Source organism: Ginsengibacter sp., from assembly GCF_057362405.1.
On record NZ_JBMQQG010000180.1, the window covers coordinates 1 to 23,906 of the forward strand.

At 37.9% G+C, this 23,906-nt stretch carries 16 protein-coding genes; 12 read left to right on the top strand and 4 right to left on the bottom strand.

Going from position 1 to position 23,906, the window contains the following annotated elements; translation table 11 throughout:
- The 5 genes from ACO1O5_RS15130 to ACO1O5_RS15150 all read left to right on the top strand — a co-directional run.
- Positions 1 to 573: lysoplasmalogenase (locus ACO1O5_RS15130; RefSeq protein ID WP_486271633.1), on the top strand; the 573-nt coding region annotated here is incomplete at its 5' end.
- A gap of 177 nt (positions 574 to 750) precedes the next feature.
- Positions 751 to 1,008, top strand: a complete 258-nt coding sequence (locus ACO1O5_RS15135; protein ID WP_486271635.1) for a hypothetical protein — start codon at positions 751 to 753, stop codon at positions 1,006 to 1,008.
- Positions 998 to 1,282: a type II toxin-antitoxin system RelE/ParE family toxin gene (locus tag ACO1O5_RS15140; protein ID WP_486271636.1), complete on the top strand. Its 285-nt coding sequence runs from the start codon at positions 998 to 1,000 to the stop codon at positions 1,280 to 1,282. The genes ACO1O5_RS15135 and ACO1O5_RS15140 overlap by 11 nt, the downstream gene beginning before the upstream one ends.
- Positions 1,283 to 1,313: 31 nt before the next feature.
- Positions 1,314 to 1,706 carry a nucleoside 2-deoxyribosyltransferase domain-containing protein gene (locus ACO1O5_RS15145; RefSeq protein ID WP_486271638.1) on the top strand — a complete coding sequence of 131 codons (393 nt, stop codon included), beginning with the start codon at positions 1,314 to 1,316 and terminating at the stop codon, positions 1,704 to 1,706.
- 11 nt (positions 1,707 to 1,717) lie between these two features.
- The gene (locus ACO1O5_RS15150; protein WP_486271640.1) at positions 1,718 to 2,857 is read left to right on the top strand and encodes a patatin-like phospholipase family protein; all 1,140 of its coding nucleotides are present in this window, start codon (positions 1,718 to 1,720) and stop codon (positions 2,855 to 2,857) included.
- 47 nt (positions 2,858 to 2,904) lie between these two features.
- On the opposite strand, the gene ACO1O5_RS15155 is transcribed toward ACO1O5_RS15150, so the two are convergent.
- Together ACO1O5_RS15155 and ACO1O5_RS15160 are read right to left on the bottom strand one after the other, a co-directional pair.
- Positions 2,905 to 5,184 carry an nSTAND1 domain-containing NTPase gene (locus tag ACO1O5_RS15155; RefSeq protein ID WP_486271642.1) on the bottom strand — a complete coding sequence of 760 codons (2,280 nt, stop codon included), beginning with the start codon at positions 5,182 to 5,184 and terminating at the stop codon, positions 2,905 to 2,907.
- Positions 5,185 to 5,193: 9 nt separating this feature from the next.
- Positions 5,194 to 6,495 (bottom strand): toll/interleukin-1 receptor domain-containing protein, encoded by a 1,302-nt coding sequence (locus ACO1O5_RS15160; protein ID WP_486271644.1) that lies wholly within the window; start codon positions 6,493 to 6,495, stop codon positions 5,194 to 5,196.
- Positions 6,496 to 6,785: 290 nt separating this feature from the next.
- On the opposite strand from ACO1O5_RS15160, the gene ACO1O5_RS15165 reads away from it, so the two are divergent.
- The 5 genes from ACO1O5_RS15165 (at position 6,786) to ACO1O5_RS15185 (ending at position 12,809) form a co-directional block, all read left to right on the top strand.
- Positions 6,786 to 7,853, top strand: coding sequence for a catalase family protein (locus ACO1O5_RS15165; protein ID WP_486271646.1), 1,068 nt, complete (start codon positions 6,786 to 6,788; stop codon positions 7,851 to 7,853).
- A 5-nt stretch (positions 7,854 to 7,858) separates the two neighbouring features.
- A complete protein-coding gene (locus tag ACO1O5_RS15170; protein ID WP_486271648.1) occupies positions 7,859 to 8,254 on the top strand; it encodes a nuclear transport factor 2 family protein in 396 nt (131 codons plus the stop codon).
- Between the two features lie 102 nt (positions 8,255 to 8,356).
- On the top strand, positions 8,357 to 9,547 hold the full coding sequence (locus tag ACO1O5_RS15175; protein ID WP_486271650.1) for an acetyltransferase domain-containing protein: 1,191 nt from the start codon (positions 8,357 to 8,359) through the stop codon (positions 9,545 to 9,547).
- Positions 9,548 to 9,869: 322 nt separating this feature from the next.
- Positions 9,870 to 11,543, top strand: coding sequence for a LuxR C-terminal-related transcriptional regulator (locus ACO1O5_RS15180; RefSeq protein WP_486271652.1), 1,674 nt, complete (start codon positions 9,870 to 9,872; stop codon positions 11,541 to 11,543).
- A 138-nt stretch (positions 11,544 to 11,681) separates the two neighbouring features.
- The gene (locus tag ACO1O5_RS15185; protein WP_486271654.1) at positions 11,682 to 12,809 is read left to right on the top strand and encodes a flavin-containing monooxygenase; all 1,128 of its coding nucleotides are present in this window, start codon (positions 11,682 to 11,684) and stop codon (positions 12,807 to 12,809) included.
- 23 nt (positions 12,810 to 12,832) lie between these two features.
- On the opposite strand, the gene ACO1O5_RS15190 is transcribed toward ACO1O5_RS15185, so the two are convergent.
- Both ACO1O5_RS15190 and ACO1O5_RS15195 read right to left on the bottom strand, forming a co-directional pair.
- Positions 12,833 to 14,242, bottom strand: a complete 1,410-nt coding sequence (locus tag ACO1O5_RS15190; RefSeq protein ID WP_486271656.1) for a Dyp-type peroxidase — start codon at positions 14,240 to 14,242, stop codon at positions 12,833 to 12,835.
- Between the two features lie 11 nt (positions 14,243 to 14,253).
- A complete protein-coding gene (locus tag ACO1O5_RS15195; RefSeq protein WP_486271658.1) occupies positions 14,254 to 15,516 on the bottom strand; it encodes a hypothetical protein in 1,263 nt (420 codons plus the stop codon).
- A gap of 229 nt (positions 15,517 to 15,745) precedes the next feature.
- Here ACO1O5_RS15195 and ACO1O5_RS15200 point away from each other — a divergent pair, with 229 nt between their 5' ends.
- Entirely contained in the window at positions 15,746 to 20,830 is a 5,085-nt protein-coding gene (locus tag ACO1O5_RS15200; protein ID WP_486271660.1) for an adenylate/guanylate cyclase domain-containing protein, read from the top strand.
- 100 nt (positions 20,831 to 20,930) lie between these two features.
- Entirely contained in the window at positions 20,931 to 23,855 is a 2,925-nt protein-coding gene (locus tag ACO1O5_RS15205) for an FAD-binding and (Fe-S)-binding domain-containing protein (protein ID WP_486271662.1), read from the top strand.
- Positions 23,856 to 23,906 lie beyond the last annotated feature (51 nt).

Here is a 23,906-nt window from a genome sequence, read left to right on the forward strand (position 1 = left end):
ATATGTGAGTTCTATCTAAAGCCGACGCTGTTGATTCCTTTAATAATTGCAGTTTTTATTTCAACAAACTTTGCAAATAAGTTCATTTTATTTGCGGCCTTGATTTTTTCGTGGCTTGGGGATATACTACTGTTATTTGTTTTTAAAGATGCTATTTATTTTATCCTTGGGTTAGTAGCATTTTTAACAGCCCATATTTTCTATATTATTTTGTTTATAAAAGAAATAAAAAAAGCAAACGGTAAAATTCAAATTACAAAGGGTCTTGTGGTAATTGTTGTTTATTTGAGCACCATTTTACTGCTCCTAATTCCGCATTTAGGCGGCCTCGTTATACCCGTAATTATTTATGCGGTTGTAATAAGCACGATGCTTTACATGGCTTACCTGCTTAGTTTTTGTTGGGCTAAACCTGATTCTGTTTATTTAATAACAGGAGCTATTTCCTTTATTCTTTCCGACAGTATTTTGGCATTTAATAAATTTTATCAGCCTGTACCAATGTCTGGCCTTTTAATAATGGCTACCTATTTATATGCACAATGGGCGTTGGTGAAGAGTTGCATAAAGTGAAGGCAAAGATTTTGAAAACAGCTCTCTCACGATGCGTAACTTTAATAATTTATCTTACAAAAAATTTCCTGCAAATGAAAAAGTATTTCTTGGGGGAACCTGTAATGGATCGATCTGGTGAGATGCATTGATAAAAGATTTAAAGATTGATTTATTTTTCTTTCCTAAATTTGAACTATGAGTAATACAGCTTTAAATATTCGTCATAAATTATTTGATTACATCCGGGTTGCAGATGATAAAAAGTTGAATGCTACTTATGATTTACTCGAAGATGAAATAGAGCGAACCAGCCAATGGTGGAAGGATAAAGAATTCATCAGAAAACTTGATGTTCAATTCCAGGCTTTGGAAAATGGCGCTGATGAAGGCTTTACAGTTCCGCAACTGCAGCAAAGTATAGATAAACTTCGCAAAAAAAAGTATGGCAAGTAGCTCGTCTTTCACCAGCATATTATCTTCAAGAGCACAGAAAGAAATCACAGAGGCCTGGAGTTGGTACGAGGAAAGACAACAGGGATTAGGCGACCGTTTTGTGAAAGAAGTAATTGCCCGCATACATAAAATAGAACAATCACCTGAGCGATACCCAACCCGTTACAGATACTATAAAGAAACTTCTGTACCTGTATTTCCCTTCTTATTATTTACAGAACAAATAAGAAAAAGAGAACTAATCGCATTGTTTCAATATTTCATACTTCACTAAACCCGCGAAAAAAATACTAAATTCTTTCTACATGAAAAAAGTATTCCTTGGTGGAACCTGTAATGGATCGAACTGGAGAGATGCATTGATAAAAGATTTAAAGATTGATTATTTTCATCCTTGTGCTGACGACTGGACTCCCGAAATGATGAAAGAGGAAATTAAACAAAGAGCGGAATGCGATTTTTGCCTTTACGTAATTACTCCAAAAATGACCGGAGTGTATTCTATTGCCGAAGTCGTGGACGACAGTAATAAGCGTCCCAACAAAACAATTTTTTGTTACCTTACTAACGATGAAGATCTAACTTTTTCCGCAGCCCAGTTAAAGTCACTGGAACAAACAGGAAGGATGATAAAAGAGAACGGCGCTACCTATCTCAAAACACTCGCAGAAACAGCTGATTACTTGAACAATCACTAAAATTGAATTTTATGCAGGATTTGCTTGATCGGTTTAATAAGCCAGGCCAAAAGAAAATATTATCATTAGACGGCGGTGGAATACGCGGCGCTCTTACCTTAGGTTATTTAAAGAAATTAGAAGATATTTTAAAAGCGAAATTTTCTGACAAGCCCGATTTTCGTTTATGCGATTATTTCGATTTAATCGGTGGCACTTCCACCGGATCAATAATTGCCGCTTCGCTGGCCATTGGAAAAACAGTTGATGAAATAACTAAACTCTATATGGATTTGGGTGGCAAAATTTTTGGAGAAAAGAGAAACTGGTGGAACCCAATGGAGACGATGAAATGGTTGAAGGCTAATTACAGTTATAAGGCAATGGAAGATGGATTGAAATATGCATATGGAGATTTGACATTAGGAAGTAAAGAATTGAGAACCGGTTTATGCATTGTAGCCAAGCGGGCAGATACGAACAGCATCTGGCCTCTCATCAATCACCCAAACGGAAAATTTTTTGATTCGGATCTTGGCAAGAATAAAGACATTCCTCTTTGGATGGCTGTGCGTGCCAGTTCTGCGGCGCCTACTTATTTTGCTCCGCAAATGATTGAAGTGATGAAGGATCAGCAGGCAGCATTTATTGATGGAGGATTAAGCATGGCCAACAATCCGTCTTTAACCCTATTGATGATTGCAACGCTCAAGGGGTTTCCTTTTCATTGGGAAATGAGTGAAGATAAGTTGCTGTTTGTCTCCGTGGGCACCGGTTACAGCGTTTTTAAAAAATATGCAAAAGAAATTGATGACTCCACGATGCTTAGCTGGGCATCCAATATACCGGACATGCTGATGCAGGATGCAAGCTGGCAAAACAGGGTTATCATGCAATGGCTTTCCAATTCGCCCACTGCCGATTACATGGATATGGAAATTGAAAAAATGGATGGTGATTATCTTGCGGGCAAACCAATGATCTCCTACCTGCGCTATAATTTCAAGATTACAGAAGACGACCTGAATGCGTTGGGTTTTCCGCGAACATTTAACGCCGGCGATGTAAAGAGTATAACGGACATGAGTAACGCCAGTAACCGCCAACTACTTTACCAAATAGGATGGAAGGCTTCTGAAACGATAAAACCGTGGCACTTCGATAAGTTTTAATTGCCGGGTATTATTATAAAATATTGCGTGTAAGTGTTATCGTTAGTTTATCTTACAATTTCCGAATAATCCATCTTCGGCGTCGTTTCATCTCCCACACCCTTTTTGGTTACACTTTTGTAAGGCCCGAAATTTGCGCAGATTTTTATAAAATAATCGCCCGGGGCTACATCAGGAAAAGAATAACCGTTGCTGCCGTAGATCGCTTTTTTTACACCTTCGGCTTTATTGAGATTTGTAAAATCAAAGTGATTGTCGTAAACTTTTGAGTCTCTTATTATTTTTTTGTTTGCAGCTATGTCCGGAATCAGATAGATGATTAAGTTATTAGGTATATTTTCATTTTTGGACGAATATAAATTTAGCTGCAAGCTGTTATCGTCTGAAGGCGTAGAAGATTGTACTTGCTGAACAGGAGCTGCGGCTCTACTTTCCTTCAATGCGCTATAATTTTTGTTTAAAGCATCATAATCTCCGCTTAATTTGTCGTATTTACTTTGCAAAGCAATATTGTCGTTCTTCGCTTTTTCCAAATCGCTTTTTAAAGAATTATAATTAGAGGTTATTTGTCCATTAGCAGTAACTAACTGGGTGTTAGTTGCACTTAACTGAGTGTATTTAGTATTCAGATCCGCATATTTGTTTTCAGCGGCCAAACTATCATCGCTCTTATCATGTTGCAATTTTGCCAAAGCTTCTTCGTGCTGGTGTAATGCATTATTCATGGAGTCCAATGCGGTTTGATTTGTTGCCGATTGAGCCGTTATTTCATTAGTTAATTCATTCACTTTTTGCTTCAGATTATTGATTGTTGAATCAAGCAGTATATTTTCTTTTAATAATGCACCTACTTTGCTGGTATCATTTTTATCTACGCTTAATAAATTAATTCGCTTCGTAACACTATCTAATTTCATTGAATCCCTTACAATATTTTGCTTGATCACTACTGTTTCTTTCTCTGCTTCATCTTTAGCTTTAAACGCAGTTTTGGTTGTGAAAAACCAGATGGCAACTGCGGCGATAATTGAGAAGATGAGTGAACCGGAAATGATTTTAACCGCTCTCTTTTTTGCCTTTGCCTTTGCAATTGTCAAAGCAATTTCTTGTCTTCTTTGTTCGCGGTCAGCTTTTATTAAAGGGGTTAATACATCGTGTGACAGTTCAACAGAATTACCATCATCCCGCAAAAAATATTTTCTTTTAAGTACTTCAATCCCGGGTAGCAGGCTTTTGTCCAATTCGTTCAATCCGTATTTTGTGCGATAACCCTCGTCAGTAATTAATTTATCTTCCACAAATTCACTAAGCCGTTTGGAATTATTATTGGTTATGGCATTATTCCCTTCAGCTAAAACTTCGTTGTATATCGACCGCAGGATTATTTCTTTGGGATATTTATTCAGAAATTCGGAAGAGATTTTATTGCCACCTTCAATGATTCTTTCTTTGTCAATATAAGAGCACACCTGGCTTAAGAGTGAGGGCTCAATTTCCATCACATCATAGCTTTTATTCTTAGCACTTTCGCTGGTAAAAAAGCCAACAACCTTATGGGCCTCTGCGGCATCAATATTATTCTTCCACGTTTTAGTTATTACATCATATGCCTGGTTGCCATTCATAGGCATTAACCTGAACCGCGAATATTTTATAGATGGAATTTTTGAAGTTATGTTTTCAAATTCCGGTAAAAATTCTTCCCTGAAAGAAAATAGAATTTTTATTTTTTGATAGTTATAACTATAATCTATTTGTTCTTTATCGTTAAGAAATTTATCTTTTAATTTTTCCGGAATTGAATTTTCAATCAGGTCAGCCAGTTCTTCCCAGAAATTAACTAACTGTTCATTGCCAAAACGATTACTCTTTTTTGCCAATGTAAATATCTCCTCAAACTGGTCGAAGATTAAAATGGGTGTAACGCTTTTCCATAGTTGTTCTTTGTGAAAGTATTCCCATAAAGTTTCACCCGATGGATAGGATTCAACTTTAAAACCATATTTATCAATTTCGGTTTTTAAAATATTTTTTACTTGGGTTACCAAATCCGGACTGTCATCATTAAACTCCAGGCGTATACGAAAAGGAAGACAATAGTCTTTTCGCAAACGGGGAAAAACTCCTGCATTTAACAACGATGTTTTGCCGGTTCCTGACTTCCCAAAAACTATTGTAAGCGTGTTCGCTTTTACAAGATTGGTTAAACGATCAATCTCTTCATCGCGGCCATAAAATATATCAGCCTGGGCTTCGGAATAAGACTGCAGTCCTATAAACAAAGAACTATCCTTAGGTTGCACAGGCTCAATACTGAGTGATGGCATAGTACTTAATTATGATAAGTTGAGCGTTTCTCTAATCTGGTTAATAAATTCTTGTCCCGGATTTCCTGCGGGAACTTTTCCAATACTTAATTCAGAAAAATATTTGGGAACATTAATATCATAAGGATTGGTATCGTCAATAACAACCGGCATGAGGTACTTGCCCGTGTTGCCATCTATTTTTCTGAAAGTATTTACATTATCGGCTGTAAACCATTCCAGTTGCACATACCCGTCTTTATGTAACAGGCTGTTTGCTGAAATTAACGGAATAAAAAGATCGGCCGATTTTATATTTTTTGCAATTTCTGTTTTAAAATCATCTCCGGGAGCAATCTCTCGGTTGTCATACCAGCAGGTAACATTCTTAATTTCTTCAATAGCTTTTTTTAAATTTTCAACGGCTTCCTTGTCTCGTCCCGTATAACTTAAAAAAATCATTTTATTTTTTACGGAGGTTGGATTTTTCTGTTTCCAACGTAAAGAAAGTTTTTGCACAAAATCATCAACATTCCCGGGATAGGTTACTACATCATAATTCTTCAGGAATTCGTATTGCTTCTTCCTAACGTCAGACATATCGTTAACAACAATTACGGTTCTCTTGCTGCCCCAATCATGCATTGGCTCATTAGAAAGAAGCCGGAGAATAAAACGCACCATCCAATCTGGAAAAGCGCACCCCAGGAATAATAAATTTTTATTTTTAAGTGCATTCACAATATTGGTAGCATTTTTTATTCTCTCTTTGAAATGCCCGGTATATTCCAGCATATCTTCTTCGCTTAATGCCGGATCAACTGTATTAAGTATGGAGCCAAAAACATTAAAAACAAATGGCGCCTGCAATCTGTCAAGATCATCAGCGTCGGAAAATGGTTCGTTTATGGAAAAATTTATGGAAGTGGGCGTTTGTTTTCGTATGGCAGCAATATTGTTTTCGAGTACATTGTTATAAACCGCCGTGTTTACATAATAGTTAAGATCGGTAATGCTCACGAATTGCTTCAGCAATGGAAATTCGAAATTAATTTCTCTTATCATCGATTTTAATTTCCTGATGATATCCATCGTTTTCACTTTCTTTTCAATGACGAGGTAATTAACCGCCTGGGTGAGTGTGAACTCTGGCTGATCAGCTACATTATTTAGTTGAAGAATTTGCTTAGACAAATATTCGTCTACCGGCACCAGTACATCATCATCTTTAAACTTATACATTTCCTTCCCTAATATGGGGGTCAACTGCCGGTCCGTAAGAAAATCGAGTAGCTCATCCCAATCCGCAGGCTCCGATAAATTTTTATTCATAGACTATAACAGGTATTGTTTGTAACAGGCTGCAAAAAGGGTTTATAACAAAGGATGGATGAGATTGTATGAAGATAGCAAAATTTAATAATTCACAGGAACTAAAACCGTGCAGTTAATTATGTAAAATACATATAAGAATGACAAAGTGATGGCTGTAATAACACATTTATTAAAATCGAATTGAACGAATTTTTTTATAATCAATAATGTACTTACCTTTTAAAATAATTTTGAAAAAATTATGCCTATGTGACGCCTGTAATTAAACAATTAAAATTGTAGCAACATTGGCAAGAAATAATATTCTTCTTACGGGGCAGGAACATCCTGAAAAAAATGAAGAGAAAATCGCCGAAAAAATTGTAACGCTTTTACAAAACCAGATGCTTCGTTTATATTCAAAAAATAATGAGAAACAACTGAGGCAAATTCATCCCAAAATGAATGGCTGCGTTAAAGCAGAATTTATTGTTGAAAAAAATTTACCAGAGGATTATAAAGTTGGACTATTTAAGGAAGCTAAGTTATATCCTGCATGGATCAGGTTTTCAAACGGTGATACCAAACCTTTACCGGATTGGAAAAAAGATATAAGAGGTTTCGCCATAAAAATAATGAATGTGCCGGGCGACAAAATTGTGAGATCAAACCAGGGCTGTGGCAATCATGATTTTATATTAATGAATACCAAAAATTTTGTTTCAAAAAAAGTGAAACATTTTTATCGCATTTTACATGTAGTTACGGTGCCTTACAAGCCCGGAACTTTTTTTCCAAAGTTGTTTTCGGTTATTCGAAGCACGCCGATTTTGATAAGGGCTGCAAAAGCTAAAGTGAAGTGCGACCATCCTTTCAGTGTATCTTACTTCAGCACGGTTCCATATCGTTTTGGTGATAAATCGAGAGCGGTAAAATATGCGGTAATTCCATCGGAAAAAAATAATCTTATCTACACAGATACTACCAATAAAGATTTTTTGAGAGCAAATATGGCCGCGACTTTATTGAGCAATGAAATTACCTATGACTTCTTTGTTCAGTTTCAAACGGATCCGGTGACAATGCCGATAGAAGATCCGACAGTTGTCTGGGATTCGCCATTGATTAAATTGGCTACTATTCGAATACCCACGCAAATTTTTGATACTCCCGAACAAAATGAATTTGGAGACAATCTTTCCTTTAACTCATGGCACGCACTTCCCGAACATAAGCCCTTGGGTAATTTTAACAGGGTAAGAAAAAAAATATATGAAGAAATGTATGAATTCCGGCATAAGCATAACCATTTAAAAGATGTTGAGCCAGAAGCCGGTCCCGACTTTTTTAGCGATACAAACCTCAACAAGAATTAGATAATATGAGTAATCGTGAAGTAATTGAAGAAGCTTATAAAAATTACCTGGCAGGAAACATGGCAGCTGTATTATCCTGTTTTGATAAAGATATTATATGGGAAAGGCCCGGTTCTCCATTTATACCTTTCTCCGGAATATTCAAGGGGATAGACGAAGTAACCAAAATGTTTGCAATACAAGCCACAACAATATCGGTTAGCAAATTCTCTACCGGAAAGATTTGTACAAATGATGATACTGTAATGGTAACCGGGCACGATGAGGCCGAAGTGGTTGCAACCCGTAAAACTTATTCAACGGACTGGGTGCAGTCGTTTACCTTGAAAGACGGAAAAATCATACATGTGAGGGTATACCTGGATACAAAAAGATTGGCAGACGCCTTTTTACCTGAATAATACCTAACGGTTTAGGTGAAACGAAATTAAAGCCTCTGTCACGCGGGATAATTAACAATAGCTGATATTAACACTTGATCATTCATTTTAATAAGCGTTTTAATGCAAAAGGAATTAACTCTTGAAAAAAGAAGAATTGAATCCATTGACATACTTCGTGGAATTGTAATGGTAATCATGGCGTTGGACCATGTAAGAGATTATTTCAATAATGCCAGCCCCATGGATTTTGCGACCACTACGCCGTTCTTGTTTTTCACCAGGTGGATCACCCATTTTTGTGCACCCATCTTTGTATTCCTTTCGGGCACTTCCATTTATTTGCAAAGCCTGCGTAAAAGAAAAAAGGTATTGCAATCTTTTTTGATAAAAAGAGGACTGTGGCTAATATTTGTAGAAGTGGTGATCATAACTTTCGGGTGGACATTCAATCCAAATTATAATTTCATCATATTACAGGTCATTTGGGTCATAGGCCTAAGCATGGTGGTGTTGGGTTTGATGATTCGGCTTCCTTTTGCAGTAATATTAATAACAGGATTAGTTATTGTATTTGGTCATAATCTTTTGGATATTCCGGAATCTGCTGCAGGCTTTAAAGCCGGTTTTTGGTGGGACCTGCTCCACCATGGATTTTTCTCCTTTTACCCGTTGAGCCAAAATCACACGCTTCTAATATTGTATCCTTTTGTACCATGGACAGGACTTATGATGCTTGGATATTGTACGGGCGTATTCTTTTCAGAAAAATATTCTGTATTACAGCGAAGAAAAATATTAAATAGTATCGGAGTTAGCCTGATCGCACTATTTATAATCGTTCGCTTCATTAACGGATATGGAAATCCGGAACACTGGAGCACCCAAAAAAATGAGTTGTTTACTGTGCTATCTTTTATCAATGTTCATAAATACCCACCTTCTCTATTGTATATGTGCATGACCATCGGGCCCGCATTTCTGCTTTTATCATTGTTTGAAAAAATACAGAATGGATTTACAAGGAGAATCAATATTTATGGCCGGGTAGCTTTTTTTTATTATGTCATACACATTTATTTGATTCACCTGGTTTCATTAATTTTCTTTTTGACCAGGGGGCACTCGATGCAGGAGGCCACTGATATTAGTGGCGGCATTCCCTTTTATTTTCTTTCAGCAAAAGATGGCTACAGCCTTTTAGTTGTTTACATAATATGGATTTCGGTAATTATTGCCTTGTTCCCCTTGTGCAATTGGTACAATACCTACAAAACCAATCACAGGGAAAAATGGTGGCTAAGTTATTTATAGAGCATCTTAACTATAGTAATGTTAGTATTAGTTTATCAAAGAAAGTTGACCATTGAATACCTTGCATATTAAAACCTGCTGGTAAAATCTTTGTCTCAAACCAGCCACCTCGCTGCCGTTACCATGAACAAAATGCTTTTGTTATTCTTTACGAAATATTCGTTATCCAATCGTTAACAGTGTATTCAAAAAGATAACGCCACTAAAAGACGATCACTACATTTTGTTATGCCAAGAGGTCCCTGGCATAAACTGTCTCGAATTTGATACCTTTATTGCATCTTCATAACGATAAATATTCTGATTAGAAAACGCATCTACAATGAAAGATCTTTTATTAGATGAAGCAAATAAAGCACTTCGGGAAGCCAACTGGCAAGTCGCAAAAAACATTCTCGAGAATGCCCTGGAGGAAGACCCATCCGCTGAAGTTTATGAAGCTATGGCAAAAGCGTGTTGGTGGCTGAATGATCCTCCGTCAGTATTTGAAAACAGAACTAAAGCCTACCATTTGTATTTGGAAAAAGATGACCGGCTGGGTGCCTCCCGCAATGCCTGTTGGCTCGGAGTTGATCATCTAGAGTTTAACAATGAATTTGCTGTTGCCAGCGGGTGGTTTCAAAGAGCCGAAAGCCTTGTAAAAGGACTTGAAAGTTCGGCAGAATATGCATTGGTATTGATGTTGAAAGCAAGACTTGCATTTTTCGTTGAAAAAAATAATGAGCAGGCATTGCAATTGGCACAGGAAAGTATGCATCTTAGCCAATCGCTCAATAATCTAGAAGGAGTTATGATTGCGGGAGCGTTTATTGGTTTTGTATGGGTAACCGAAGGAAAGATCGTGGAGGGAATGAAATTACTCGACGAAGCCACTCTGCTTGCGACCACGGCTACTTCGCTTGACTATAATCTTGTTACCGTTAGCTGTTGCTTTTTAATTGATGCATGTTCACGGGTTCGGGATTATGAAAGGGCGGCCCAATGGTGTAAACAGGTAAAGGAAATTTCCATAAAAAGAAATCACAAGGCTATGTTCGCAAACTGTCGCAACCTCTACGCCTCCTTACTTATTTGCAGGGGAGATTGGAAAGAAGCTGAAGAAGAATTAATAGCAGCTGCAAAAGAATTAAAAGAATACCGGCCAATTGTTGTAAGTAGTTCAACCGTTCGCCTTGCTGATCTGAGGCGCAGGCAAGGCAGATGGGAAGATGCTCTGGCTCTGTTTGATGAAGTCCCTTCACATTCTTTAAAACCTCTAAGTTGCGCCGATCTTGCTTATGATAAAGGCGAATATGAAATGGCGGAAAACCTTGCAGAAAGGCATTTGCGAAAAATATCCCTGGGTGCCCCGATTGAACGAGTTACCGGCCTTGAATTGTTGATGCGTATTTACATTAAGCGAAATAAAAAGGAAGAGGCATTGACTCTTCTGAACGAGTTAAAAGAAACTTCCGGTTTGATTAATACCTCGCCGCTAAAAGCAGCGGCTTTAAGTGCTGAAGGAATTTATGATTACGCTATAAAAAATTATGAGGCAGCGAAGCATTGCCTCGAAGATGCAGTTGATCTTTATGATAAGGTAATATTGCCTTTTGAAGCCTCTCGCTGCAGATTGGTGCTTGCAGAAGTTTTAATAAATCTGCGCCAATATTCGCAGGCGGAATCAGAATTGAATATTGCTATAAATGCATTTAAGGAACTGGGCGCCGAAAAAGATCTTGCCAAAGCAAAATATATTTTGAAGAACCTGTATGGTGAAAAAATAAAACCTGGCGCTTCCGATACTATTTATGAATTTACAGGACGCGAGCTCGAAATATTGCGCCTGATTGCCGACGGTAAAACCAATGAGGAAATGGCCGAACAACTATTTCTTAGTGTAAGAACAGTTGAAAAGCATATCTCAAATCTTTACCAGAAAATGGGCGTCTCCGGCAAGTCTGCGCGGGCGTTTATTGTTTCATATGGTATCAGGCATAACCTTATTGCATCCTGATTTGCTAATTATCCGCCTTCATTCCCCAAAAATTACGTGTAGGCAACTATAAATTACGTGGTACCACTGATTTATAATGTCGCTCCTTCTGCTACTTTTACAATCATCATTATGGTTGATCAATTAAAATACTTCATTATGGAAAATAAAATGGCATCTGAATATCATAAAGTAATAATTATCGGCGCCGGACAGGCCGGTCTTAGCATGGCATATCATCTCTCTCAAAGAGGAATTTCTTTTCTTATTATCGAAGCCAATAATAAAGTTGGCGATACATGGAGGAAAAGATGGGATACTCTTCATCTTTTTACACCTGCGCAACTAGACGGTTTACCTGGTATGCCCTTTCCTGCAAAGAAACATTTCTTTCCTTCAAAAGATGAATTTGCAGATTACCTGGAACAATATGCGGCTAACTTCAAATTTCCAATAAGGACGAATACCTACGTAACAAGTTTGTCAAGAAACGGGAAGCGATTTATTTTGGATGCGGGTGACCAACAGTTTCAGGCCGATAACGTTGTTGTAGCTATGAATGACTGTCAACACCAGCGTGTGCCTGCTTTTGCGAAAGAACTTGATCCCGGGATTGTACAAATTTTTTCAAGTAAATATAAAAACCCATCGCAATTGCAGGATGGAAATGTTTTGGTAATAGGCGCCGGAAATTCTGGTTGTGAGATCGCCTTGGAAGTTTCCAAAACCCACAAGACATGGTTAGCCGGAAGAGATACCGGGCATATCCCTTTTCATATCAAAAGTAAAGTGGGGCATTTGATGATGCCGGTCGTTTTACGTTTCATGTTTCACCGTGTCTTTACGACGAATACGTTTATCGGAAGGAAAGTGAGATCCAAAGCTCTCACAATGGGTGGACCATTAATTCGAATTAAGCCAAAAGAAATAACCGAAGCTGGTATTATTCGAGTTCCAAAAGTTACGGGTGTATTGGAAGGTTTGCCAGTGTTGCAAAATAAGGAAGTACTGGATGTAAAAAATATTATCTGGTGCACCGGTTACTATCCAAGGTTTGCCTGGATTGATCTTCCTGTATTTAAAAATGGACAACCCATTCAAAAACGCGGAGTTGTAGATAATGAACCTGGCTTGTATTTTCTGGGGCTACATTTTTTATATGCAATGTCTTCAGGAATGATTCACGGCGTTGAAAGAGATGCAAAATATATCGCAGACCAAATCGCAAAAAATAAACAAACTTTCCGTTCATCTAATAAGGAGATAGCGGCGGAAGAAGTAGCCTGAAGAAATTGAGGAATTTGCAGCAGCTACAGCGTACTCAAATATTCCACCGTTGTCACTGAAGGAAAAAAGAAATAGGCCCCACCCTTTACCGTTACAAAACTTTTTAACCCATCGAGATATTTATTATGGGTTTCCTGCGGAATGGTAAATTGTTGCACTGTGCCGGGTTCAGGGTTTTCTCTCACCCCAATAAAAGGATCAGGATCGGCATACAGTTGTTTGAATTTTGGATAGTTAGCCCAGGTATATTGAATAAATTCAAACTGCCTTGAAATATCTGCGTTGAAGCAGCCAAACAAAAGTCCAACTTCGTTTACGGGTGTATGTTGGGTTGCAGAAGCAGTATATTTTTCGCCATACGAACGAACCCTTCTCATAATGCGATGCTTTTTTGTTAAATGCAAAGATTCTTCAGGGCCGGTTTCTTCAAAGTTATCGCGGGGATTTGCACGACGGGTATGTGCGCCAAACGGACACCTTAGTCCGAACTTGTCAGTTTCGGTATAAACGAAATCATTTTCATCGCTTAACCCCCCGGGATCTTTATCGGGATACTTTACTAACGGCGCTCCGCTGGGCCACCTGCCCATCATTTTTGCGGCAAGCTTTGTACTTTCTTCGGTATTAACGCTGCCGTCATCATTCTTACTCTTTTCATTTAAGAAGTTCCAAAAGCCATCAACATCTTCTTTCAATTGGCGAAGAACAAAATAAGTTCCATTGCGGCCCATATCTTTTTTACCGCTTCCGTCGGGGTCATTGGGAAGCATTGGGAAGTTTCCCTGGTTCACATTCAGCAACGGCGTGTCTGGGTAAACGTTATATTCATTCTTATACCCCAAAACAAATTCCCCCGGTTCTATACTGTCTAGCTTAAGACCTGTAACACCACTGCCAATGATAGCAGGCTGGGAAATGCTGTCCCGAAATCCAAAATGTTCCCTGTCATCAGGAAAAGTTTCTCCATCTAAAATATGAACCGGGGACAATCCATTCGCGTCAAATTCTTCAATAAGTTGTTGGGAATGTTCCTTGATTCTTTCCTCGCTTGCCTCAAAGATCATGAGCATTAAATGTATCGCTTCATTTTTCGGGCCACCCCATAACCAGTTTTGCGGATCGCTGCTGTCATAATCTCCTAAAAGCCTTTGGCGGTGCGGCGTTACCATGCCTTCGCGAAATTCTCTTATGAAAGATTGGATATTACTTTGTTGCAAACCCAAGGCAGCAAGACCTGCACTTGTGAAACCTATATTTAAAAATGATGATTCTTTTTTGTCTGTAACCGATGTAATTTTTTGTGAAATGTTTTTCAAAAACATTTTCACTTTATCAGCATCCTTCACTTGTAAAAGAAAATATTTGGAGAAGGGCATTTCCTTGTAATCCCTAACAAGGAAACCCTGTATTTCTGAAAGTTCGAGGTCTTGCATTCAATTTTATTTTAAAATCTTTTAAGAAATAATTGAGCTTGTTTTTCCGATAAATTTTTTCTCAGTTCATTTCTTATTAAAGTATTGTTGACGATATTTTTAATGGAAAGATGATGATAAGCACTATACCAAACCTGCGTAAGAATTTGTGTGCCGCGGCTCCACGCAAGAAAATGTTCTTCATCGTAAGCCCCGCCCGTAAACAGGAAATTTGTTTTCGGAAAGTTGACGGTGTTACTGAAGATACCCGTTAATCCCCAGCCTGATTTATCGATAAAATCCCCAAGGTATTGCTGCCAGCTTCCATCAAAATTGCTGAAGAACATCATGTGTTTGTTGTCATCGATGAGCACCCACCTTGCAAAGTGAATGGTAGGAATTCCCATTAGCTTTCCCTTTACAAAAAAGTTACGGATCAATGTCCTGGCAAATAACATAAGCGCCTGCACCGTTATGAGCCTTACCTTACCGGGTTTCATTACCAATACTTGTGTAAACTGATTCTGGTTGAACAAATCCTCATAAGCTTCCAGCCGGCGAACGAGATCATCATTTAACTGGCTTCGTTTATCGTAACAGTTAGTATCTTTTCGTTCATAAAAAAAATGCAGCACTAATATCCAAATGATAATTACCGGCAAAAGAATTCCAATAACCAATACCATTAATATCATGCCCGGCCAGTTTATTGATCTTGTTGCTGCAGGTGTTTTTGCCCATTCAAATTCGGGATCGGCATCAACTTTTTCGCGAAGCTGTTTTTGTATTTCCACTGCAGATTTTCCATCCCATTTATTTTGATTGATAATGTTGCGAATGTATTCCCGCAATTTATCTTCCTGTTTAATTTGCTTCAGGCTGCGGCCGGGTGCTCCAACATAAAAAGCGGTTGTATTTACTTTCCATTTTTCCAGGTAGCTTTTCCTTGTCCCGGTGTTTCTATTGGCAGGCTCAGGATAACCTTCACAGCAGTCATACAACTCATCAAAGTATTCCGGGAAAACCGTTACGAGCCCGGCAATGTGTTCATCAACAGGACCATCAAAGTTTGATGAAAACACCAAACGCTCAGGTAATGGAAATGCGGTTTTATCCCTGAAAGAATCGTCGCGAAGTATGAACCAGCGGGCATAGTGTAACGTGCCAAGCTGGTTAAATCTTTCATTCAGTCCCACATTGAGGCCCACCTTAAACTTTTCAAGAATTTCATTAAGCTTATTGATAGAATCCTGCCTAACCGGAGTGAGCAGCGTTAATGGGTTCTGGCTTATCATTGTTAAAAATTATTAAGTGCTGGGGGGCAATTTTCCAGGGGTAGCTTGCAACCAAGTTACAAATAAAAATGTACTTTATTTAGTAAGTTTACATGCCTGAGATAAATATTTAATCAGGAAAGTTTAATTTCAGGCAAGCTGACGTACCTCAATTGCAAACGGGATGCTTTTAAGCCTGTATTCGGTTAATTCTTAAACTAAATATGTCCACTATTCAAACCATTTTGCAATGATTAAGAATGTAGATCATGCCAATGTAATTCATTATGGTTTTGAATCTTTAATTATAAAGACCGGTACTAACGGACTCAATAAACCCTCCTGCGTTAAAATTTTAAAAGAAGAATTTCCTTCAAAGGAAACGCTTAGCCAACTCGAAAATGAATTTGAAATATGCTCTAAAACAAAATGCAGTTGTATAAGAAAAGCCTTTAAGAAAGAAAACCAGGACGATCATGTTGCTATTTTTTTAGAATATATTGAGGGAAGAGATTTGAATAAAATACTTGCTTCGCAAAAATTAACGCTAAACCAGCAATGTGTTTTGGCAATCGATATAACGACTGCACTTACTACGTTACACAAAGAAAATATTTTTCACAGCCGTGTTCATCCTGCCAACATTTTAATTGAGCGGGCTACCAACAAAGTTTTTTTTATAGATTTCGGATTAGCTTCTGAAGGAAATGTTATTAATGAAGAACCGGATTCTTTTCATGAAAAGGAAGTCGATATTTTAAAATATATAGCTCCGGAACAGACGGGCCGGATAAACCGCCCTATTGATGTAAGGGCTGATCTTTATTCGTTGGGAATAATTCTTTACAGGCTATTTACAGGTGAATTGCCATTCGAAAGTTCGGATGGGCTGGAATTAATTTATTCCCATATAGCAAAGACCCCGGTTGAGCCACGGTTGATTAATAAATATTTGCCAAAGGTTATTTCCGACATTATAATGAAACTGTTGGCTAAAAATGCTGAAGACCGTTATCAATCTGCATTTGGGGTAAAATATGACCTTGAAAAATGTTCCGAGATAATTTCAAACCGAGGGGCCACTGAAGAGCTTTCAACAATTGAGTTCCCGATTGCACAGTCTGACTTTTCGGGGAAATTATATTTCTCCGATAAATTATATGGAAGGGAAAAAGAAATAACTTTTCTAAATCAACTATTTGAAAGCTGCACTAACGGCAACAAACAAACGCTTTTGGTTTCGGGGTATTCGGGCAGCGGTAAATCGGCGCTTATTGAAACGCTTAAGAATGCGGCATCTCAAAAAAAAGGAATCTTCATAAAAGGAAAATTTGACCAGATAAGTTCTGATACACCCTACTCCACTTTCATCCAGGCATTTAACGAATTGGCTCACATGATTCTTGCCGGCGATGCAATTTTCCAGGCAAAATGGAAAAAAAGAATTACAGAAGCAATGGGCAATTCGGGCAAGTTATTAACCCAGTTTATGCCAGGTATTGAAATTCTTATTGGCAGGCAAACCGATGTTCCGGAATTAAAAGGAATTGAAGCGCAAAACCGTTTTAATTATGAGTTTACCAGGTTTATAAAAGCAATTGCCGACAAGGATTCTCCCTTAGTAATTTTTGTTGATGACCTTCAATGGGCGGATGCTTCTTCGCTAAACCTGTTTAAAATAATTGCAGAAAACAGGGACATCGAATATGTGTTGCTGGCAGGTGGATATCGCAAAAATGAGGTAGATGAAAATCATATGCTCACAAAAAAACTACAGGAGTTAAGAGAGGATCACGTGGCTTTTGAAGAAATAGATCTACACGATCTTTTGTATGATGACGTATTTAAACTTATTGCAGACGTTTTAACAACAGGCCAGGAAAATACCTCTTTCCTCGCTGACATGATTTATAATAAAACGAAAGGAAATGTTTTTTATGTCAGGCAGTTTTTAAAATCGATATATGAGGAAGGACTGCTTCGTTTTGATTTTGAACAGATGCGTTGGCAGTGGAATACTGACCTGATATTACAGATGAACGTGTCGGGAAATGTAGTAGAATTAATGACTGCATTTATCTTAAAACTTCCTGAGAGCACACTCGATGTATTGAAGGTAGCTTCCAGCATAGGAAATGGCTTCAGCAAGAGAGCGCTTTCGATTATCAAACAAATAAGTGAAAAAAACGTCGAAAAATTATTAAAGTTTTCAGTTGCTGAAGGATTGATTATTCCTTCGTCAGCTACGGGGTATAAGTTTGCACACGATAGGATACAGCAGGCTATCTATTCCCTGATACCTGATGACGAAAAAACGACGATCCATCTTTTGAACGGCCAACGACTATCGGCTCATTTGAATGAAACAGAGTTTGAGGAAAAATTATTTGAGCTGGCAAATCAGTGGAATCTTGGTGCAGATAAAATTATTGACAAAAAAGAAAAACTATACCTCGCTAATTTAAATCTTACGGCCGGACAAAAAGCAATTTCGTCAACCGCTTATCCGCAGGCATTTCAGTATTTTGAAAAAGGGTTGTATGTGCTGGATGAAAAAGATTGGGACGACCATTACAGCCTATTCCTGCAACTAATCACCAATGCGGCAGATGCAGCTTACTTATCGGGCCAGTACGATAAGGTTAACAACCTGGTAGACACAATATTAACACATAGCAAATCTTTAACAGACTCGGCTAAGGGTTACGAAATAAATATCAAGAAATTGATCGCTCAAAATAAGCCTTTAGAGGCTGTGGAACTTGGGCTGAAAATTCTTAAAAAGTTCGGAATTAATTTGCCTTTAAAACCGGGAAAACTAAAGGTTGCAAAGGATCTTATGCAAACCAAATTTTTACTGCGAAATAAATCAACCGAATATTTCAACAGCCTGCCTGAAATGAAAGATGCAGAAAAAAACGCCGCCATGCGGATTTTGTCTGATATTTCTTCAGCTTCATTTTTTGCTGTGCCCAGCCTCGTTCCGTTATTGGTTTTTAAGATGATAAGCCTAACCATTAAATATGGATTATCACGCAAATCACCCTTCAGCTTCGCGGCTTATGGTTACATCTTAAGTGTCTATTTAAATGAAATTGAAAAGGGCATCAGTTTTGGCGAGATCGCCCTGCATCTTGCTAAAAAATTAAATGCCGAAGAATTGATTGGTTCCATTATGGTGACCAGCAATATCTTTTTAGTGCATTGGAAAAAACCCTTCACAGAGACAATTCATGACCTGGATAAATCTTTTAAAAGCGCCCTCGAATCGGGCGATAATGAATATGCATCTTATGCTGCACACAACAGTGTTTACCAGCTATTCATTATGGGTTATCCGTTGCATGAACTTGAAAAAAAAGCAGAAATGCTCGATTTAAAAATTGAAAAATTTAAGCAGGATCTCACCTTAAAAAGGTTGCGTGTTTTTCGCCAGTCCATTGCCAACCTTATAAATGAAACTCAAAATCCGGATATCCTTACTGGAAATATATTTGATGAGGCGCAAATTGATATTACCGACGTAACCAAAAGCAATGAAATATATTTTCAAAATTTGTACCTGCAAAAGTTGTATCTCTCTTTAATTTTTAATCTTAATAATAACGCGAAAAAATATCTCGATTTAGCAGAGCGTTTCCAGGAAAGCGTGAAGGGAACTGCGTTATATCCGTTGTTTTATTATTATCGTTCGCTTTTAATTTCAGATACAACATTAAACTCCCCTGAAAAGAAAGATATTCTTATCCAGGTTGAAAAAGACATTAATTTTTTAAAGAAATATGAAAAGTATTGCCCGCAAAATTATAGTCACAAAATATTTTTGCTCGAAGCAGAATACAATTATTTAAATGGCGATAATGAAGCCGCAAAAATATTGTACGATAAAGCCCTTAAGTTCGGAATAGAAAACGGACTGGTTAACGACGTGGCTTATTGCTGGGAAAGAGCTGGCCGTTTTTTCCTGAATACAAAACAGGATTTGCTTGCCAATTTTTATTTACAAAATGCATACAGGATCTATAAACGGTGGGGTGCAGATGCAAAATTGAAGCAGATGGAGCGCCAGTACGCACAGCTCCGGGGCGGGGCGGGTGCCGAATGGCAAATGGATTTAATGCAGGAACCCGCAAGAGAAAGATCGGGCAACATTGATCTTGAAACTGTTTTAAAAGCGTCATCGGCTTTATCTGGTGAAATAATTTTACCGAAGCTCCTAAAGAAAATGATGCAGATAATTTTAGAAAGTGCAGGAGCGCAAACGGGATTGCTTATTATGGAAAAAAATGGCGATCGGTTTATTGAAGCTGATATTAGAGCTGGTAACGAAGAAATAAAAATATTGGAATCTGTTCCCGTTTCAAAAAGTGGATTACTTGCTGAATCGGTGCTTAATTATGTTTACATGACGCAGGAAACGGTCATCCTCGATGACGCATCTAAAAGCCAGTTATTTGGTAACGATGTTTTTATAAAAACCCACGGGTGTAAATCAGTTCTTTGTATTCCGTTGTTGAATATGGGCAAAGTGCAGGCAGTTATTTATCTTGCTAACGATGTAACCTCAGGTGCTTTCACAGAAAGGCGTGTAGGGTTACTGAAATTACTTGCCGGGCAAATGGCTATATCTATTGAAAATGCATTGTTCTATAGTGAACTGGAACAAAAGGTGGAAGAAAGAACCAACGAATTAAGAATTGAAAAGAAAAAATCTGATGACCTCTTATTAAATATTTTGCCTGAAGATATTGCTAATGAATTAAAAGAAACCGGGAATACAAAACCAAGAAGCTATGAGGTAGCCACCGTTATGTTTACCGATTTTGAAAATTTCACCAGCAAAAGCGAAAAGCTTTCACCGGAAGAACTTGTTGCTATTGTTGACACATGCTTTAAGAAATTTGATGAAATAACCTCCAGGTATAATATTGAAAAAATAAAGACAATAGGAGACGCTTATTTATGCGTTAGTGGTGTGCCTGATAAAAAAGATCATAGCGCTGTTAACGTCGTTAATGCTGCAATTGAAATAGTTGACTTCATTATTTCATTTCGCCAAAGTGCCAGCGAAAATACTTACTTTGATATTCGCATTGGTATTCATACAGGCCCACTCGTGGCAGGGGTTGTTGGCGACAAAAAATTTGCATTTGATATTTGGGGTGATACTGTCAATACCGCTTCCCGTATGGAACAAAACAGCGAGCCCAATAAAATAAATATTTCGCAAAGCACTTATGATCTTGTCAAAGACACGTTTCCATGTAAATTCCGCGGGAAAAAGGCTGCAAAAAACAAAGGCATGATTGAAATGTATTTCGTTGAACCGGATTAAAAAGTTAATCAAAGAAAAAAATATATTTCCTGCAATAAAATCAAGACAGTCTAAATTCAAAACGTCATAGCTTTACAAACTTTATTAAGAATTATTTGCTATGAATGAAAGGCTGAAAGAATTATCTACGCAATTAGAGGGCGAACTTTACCTGGATAATACCATGAGGATGTTATATGCAACAGATGCATCTGCTTACCAGGAAATGCCGTTGGCTGTTGCCATCCCAAAGACTAAAAATGATATTAAGAAATTAATCGCTTTTGCAAACGACAATCACACGTCCATTATTCCGAGAACAGCCGGCACCTCACTTGCAGGGCAGGTTGTAGGAAACGGTATCGTTGTGGATGTTTCCAGGAATTTTACCCAAATCATTGAATTAAATAAAGAAGAACATTGGGTGCGTGTACAGCCCGGCGTTATACGCGACGAACTCAATATGTATTTAAAGCCACACGGTTTGTTTTTTGGCCCCGAAACATCAACAGCCAATCGTGCCATGATGGGCGGAATGGTCGGGAATAATTCATGCGGTTCCAATTCAATTATTTACAGAAGCACGAGAGAACATCTCTTAGAAGTTGATGTATTACTTGGCGACGGAAGCGAAACAACATTTAAAGCTTTACATCTTGAAGAATTTCATAATAAATGTGAAGGCAATAGTTTGGAAGCAAACATTTATAAAACCACCCGGAATCTTTTAAGCAATTACGATAACCAGGTTGAAATAAGAAAAGAGTTTCCAAAAAAAACAGTTGAAAGAAGAAATACAGGCTATGCCATTGATGCACTGCTCGATTCAGCTCCCTTTACAGCAGGCGAACCTGATTTTAATTTTTGCAAACTCATCGCCGGCTCTGAAGGTACATTGGCTTTCATAACCGAAATAAAATTAAATGTCGTTCCATTACTTAAAGATGAAACGGGCTTGTTGTGTGTTCACTTTAATTCTATTGATGATGCCCTGAGGGCGAACCTGATCGCTTTAAAATATAAGCCACGGGCAAGTGAACTGATCGATCATTATATTTTAGAATGCACTAAAGATAATATTGAACAAAGTAAAAATCGTTTTTTTGTTAAGGGCGATCCTGCTGCCATACTTGTAATTGAATTTACTGCGTCTACCCGTGACGGTATTACCCATATTTCCACTGAATGCGAAACCGAGATGCGTGCCTCCGGATTAGGATATCACTTTCCATTATTATTTGGTGAGGATACCAAGAAAATATGGACACTTCGCAAAGCAGGATTAGGACTATTAGGAAATTTGCCGGGTGACGAAAAAGCGGTTCCTGTAATTGAAGATACGGCGGTAGACGCTAATGATCTCCCCAATTACATTGCAGATTTCAATAAAATATTAGAAAAATATAACCTGCATGCTGTGCACTACGCCCACGCAGGTTCGGGAGAAATACATCTTCGCCCTATCATTAATTTAAAAACGGTAGAGGGCAATCATCTCTTTAGAATTATTGCCCAGGAAATTGCAACGTTAGTAAAAAAATATAAAGGTTCTTTAAGCGGTGAGCATGGTGACGGAAGGTTACGCGGAGAATTTATTAAACAAATGGTGGGTGAAAAGAATTACGAATTATTTAAAACCATTAAATATACCTGGGACCCGAACAATATTTTCAATCCCAACAAGATTGTTGATACACCACCAATGAATACGATGTTGCGTTACAAGCCCGGACAAAAAACGCCTGCTTTTAAAACAATATTTCGTTATCATAACCAGGATGTTTTGCAACATGCTGAGCAATGTAATGGCTCCGGTGATTGCCGTAAAACCCACTTGTCCGGTGGTACTATGTGCCCTTCTTATATGGCCACTAAAAATGAAAAGGATACAACGAGAGCAAGGGCTAATATTCTACGTGAGTTTCTTACCAATTCCGAAAAACTAAATCGCTTCGATCATAAAGAAATTTATGACGTAATGGATTTATGTTTGAGTTGCAAAGGCTGCAAATCAGAATGTCCTTCAAATGTAGATGTTGCTAAATTAAAAGCAGAATTTCTGCAACAATATTATGATGCTAATGGGGTTCCGTTTCGGTCAAAACTAATTGCCAACTTTAATAAGTCCGCAAAATTAGGCGCCATCGCTCCTGGCCTGTATAATTTTATGGTAAGTAATGCAGCCACCGGTAAATTGATAAAAAGAATATCAGGCTTTGCTGACAAGCGTTCTATGCCAACCCTTCATAGCACTTCATTACAAAAATGGTTTAAGAAAAGAAAGAAGGCTTCCGCCGGCAACAATCTAACGGCTACGGGTAAGGTATATTTATTTTGTGATGAATTTACCAATTATAATGACACTGAAATTGGAATGAAAGCAATTTTGCTTTTGGAAAAACTCGGGTATGAGGTAGTTATTCCACAACATGAAGAAAGTGGAAGAGCGTGGCTCTCAAAAGGATTAATAAGACATGCCAAGATTATTGCCAATAAGAATATATCCCTATTGAGCAAAATCGTAAACGACAAAGCTCCTTTAATAGGAATAGAACCCAGTGCTATCCTTACTTTCAGGGACGAATACCTTGATCTTGCCGATGATGAAAATTACAATGCGGCGAAAGTACTGGCTAAAAATGTTTTTTTTATTGATGAATTTATTGCCAAAGAAATTGACAATGGCAATATTAAAAGAGATGTATTCACCAAAGAAAAGCGCCTCATAAAATTACACGGACATTGCCAGCAAAAGGCCTTATCATCTGTTACTCCATCAGTGAAGCTTTTGTCATTACCTGAAAATTATTCTGTTGAAGTGATTCCTTCAGGATGCTGTGGAATGGCAGGTTCGTTTGGTTATGAAAAAGAGCATTATGATCTTTCAATGAAAATTGGTGAATTGGTTTTATTGCCTGCTGTTCGAAATCAGGCGGAAGAAACAATTATTGCGGCACCGGGAACGAGCTGCCGTCACCAGATAAAAGATGGAGCCGGACGAAAAGCTTTGCACCCTGTAGAAGTTTTATTCAATGCTTTAAACTAATAGCTGTTGTTGCATCGATTTGCATATCATAAATGAATAGAATGAAAACAA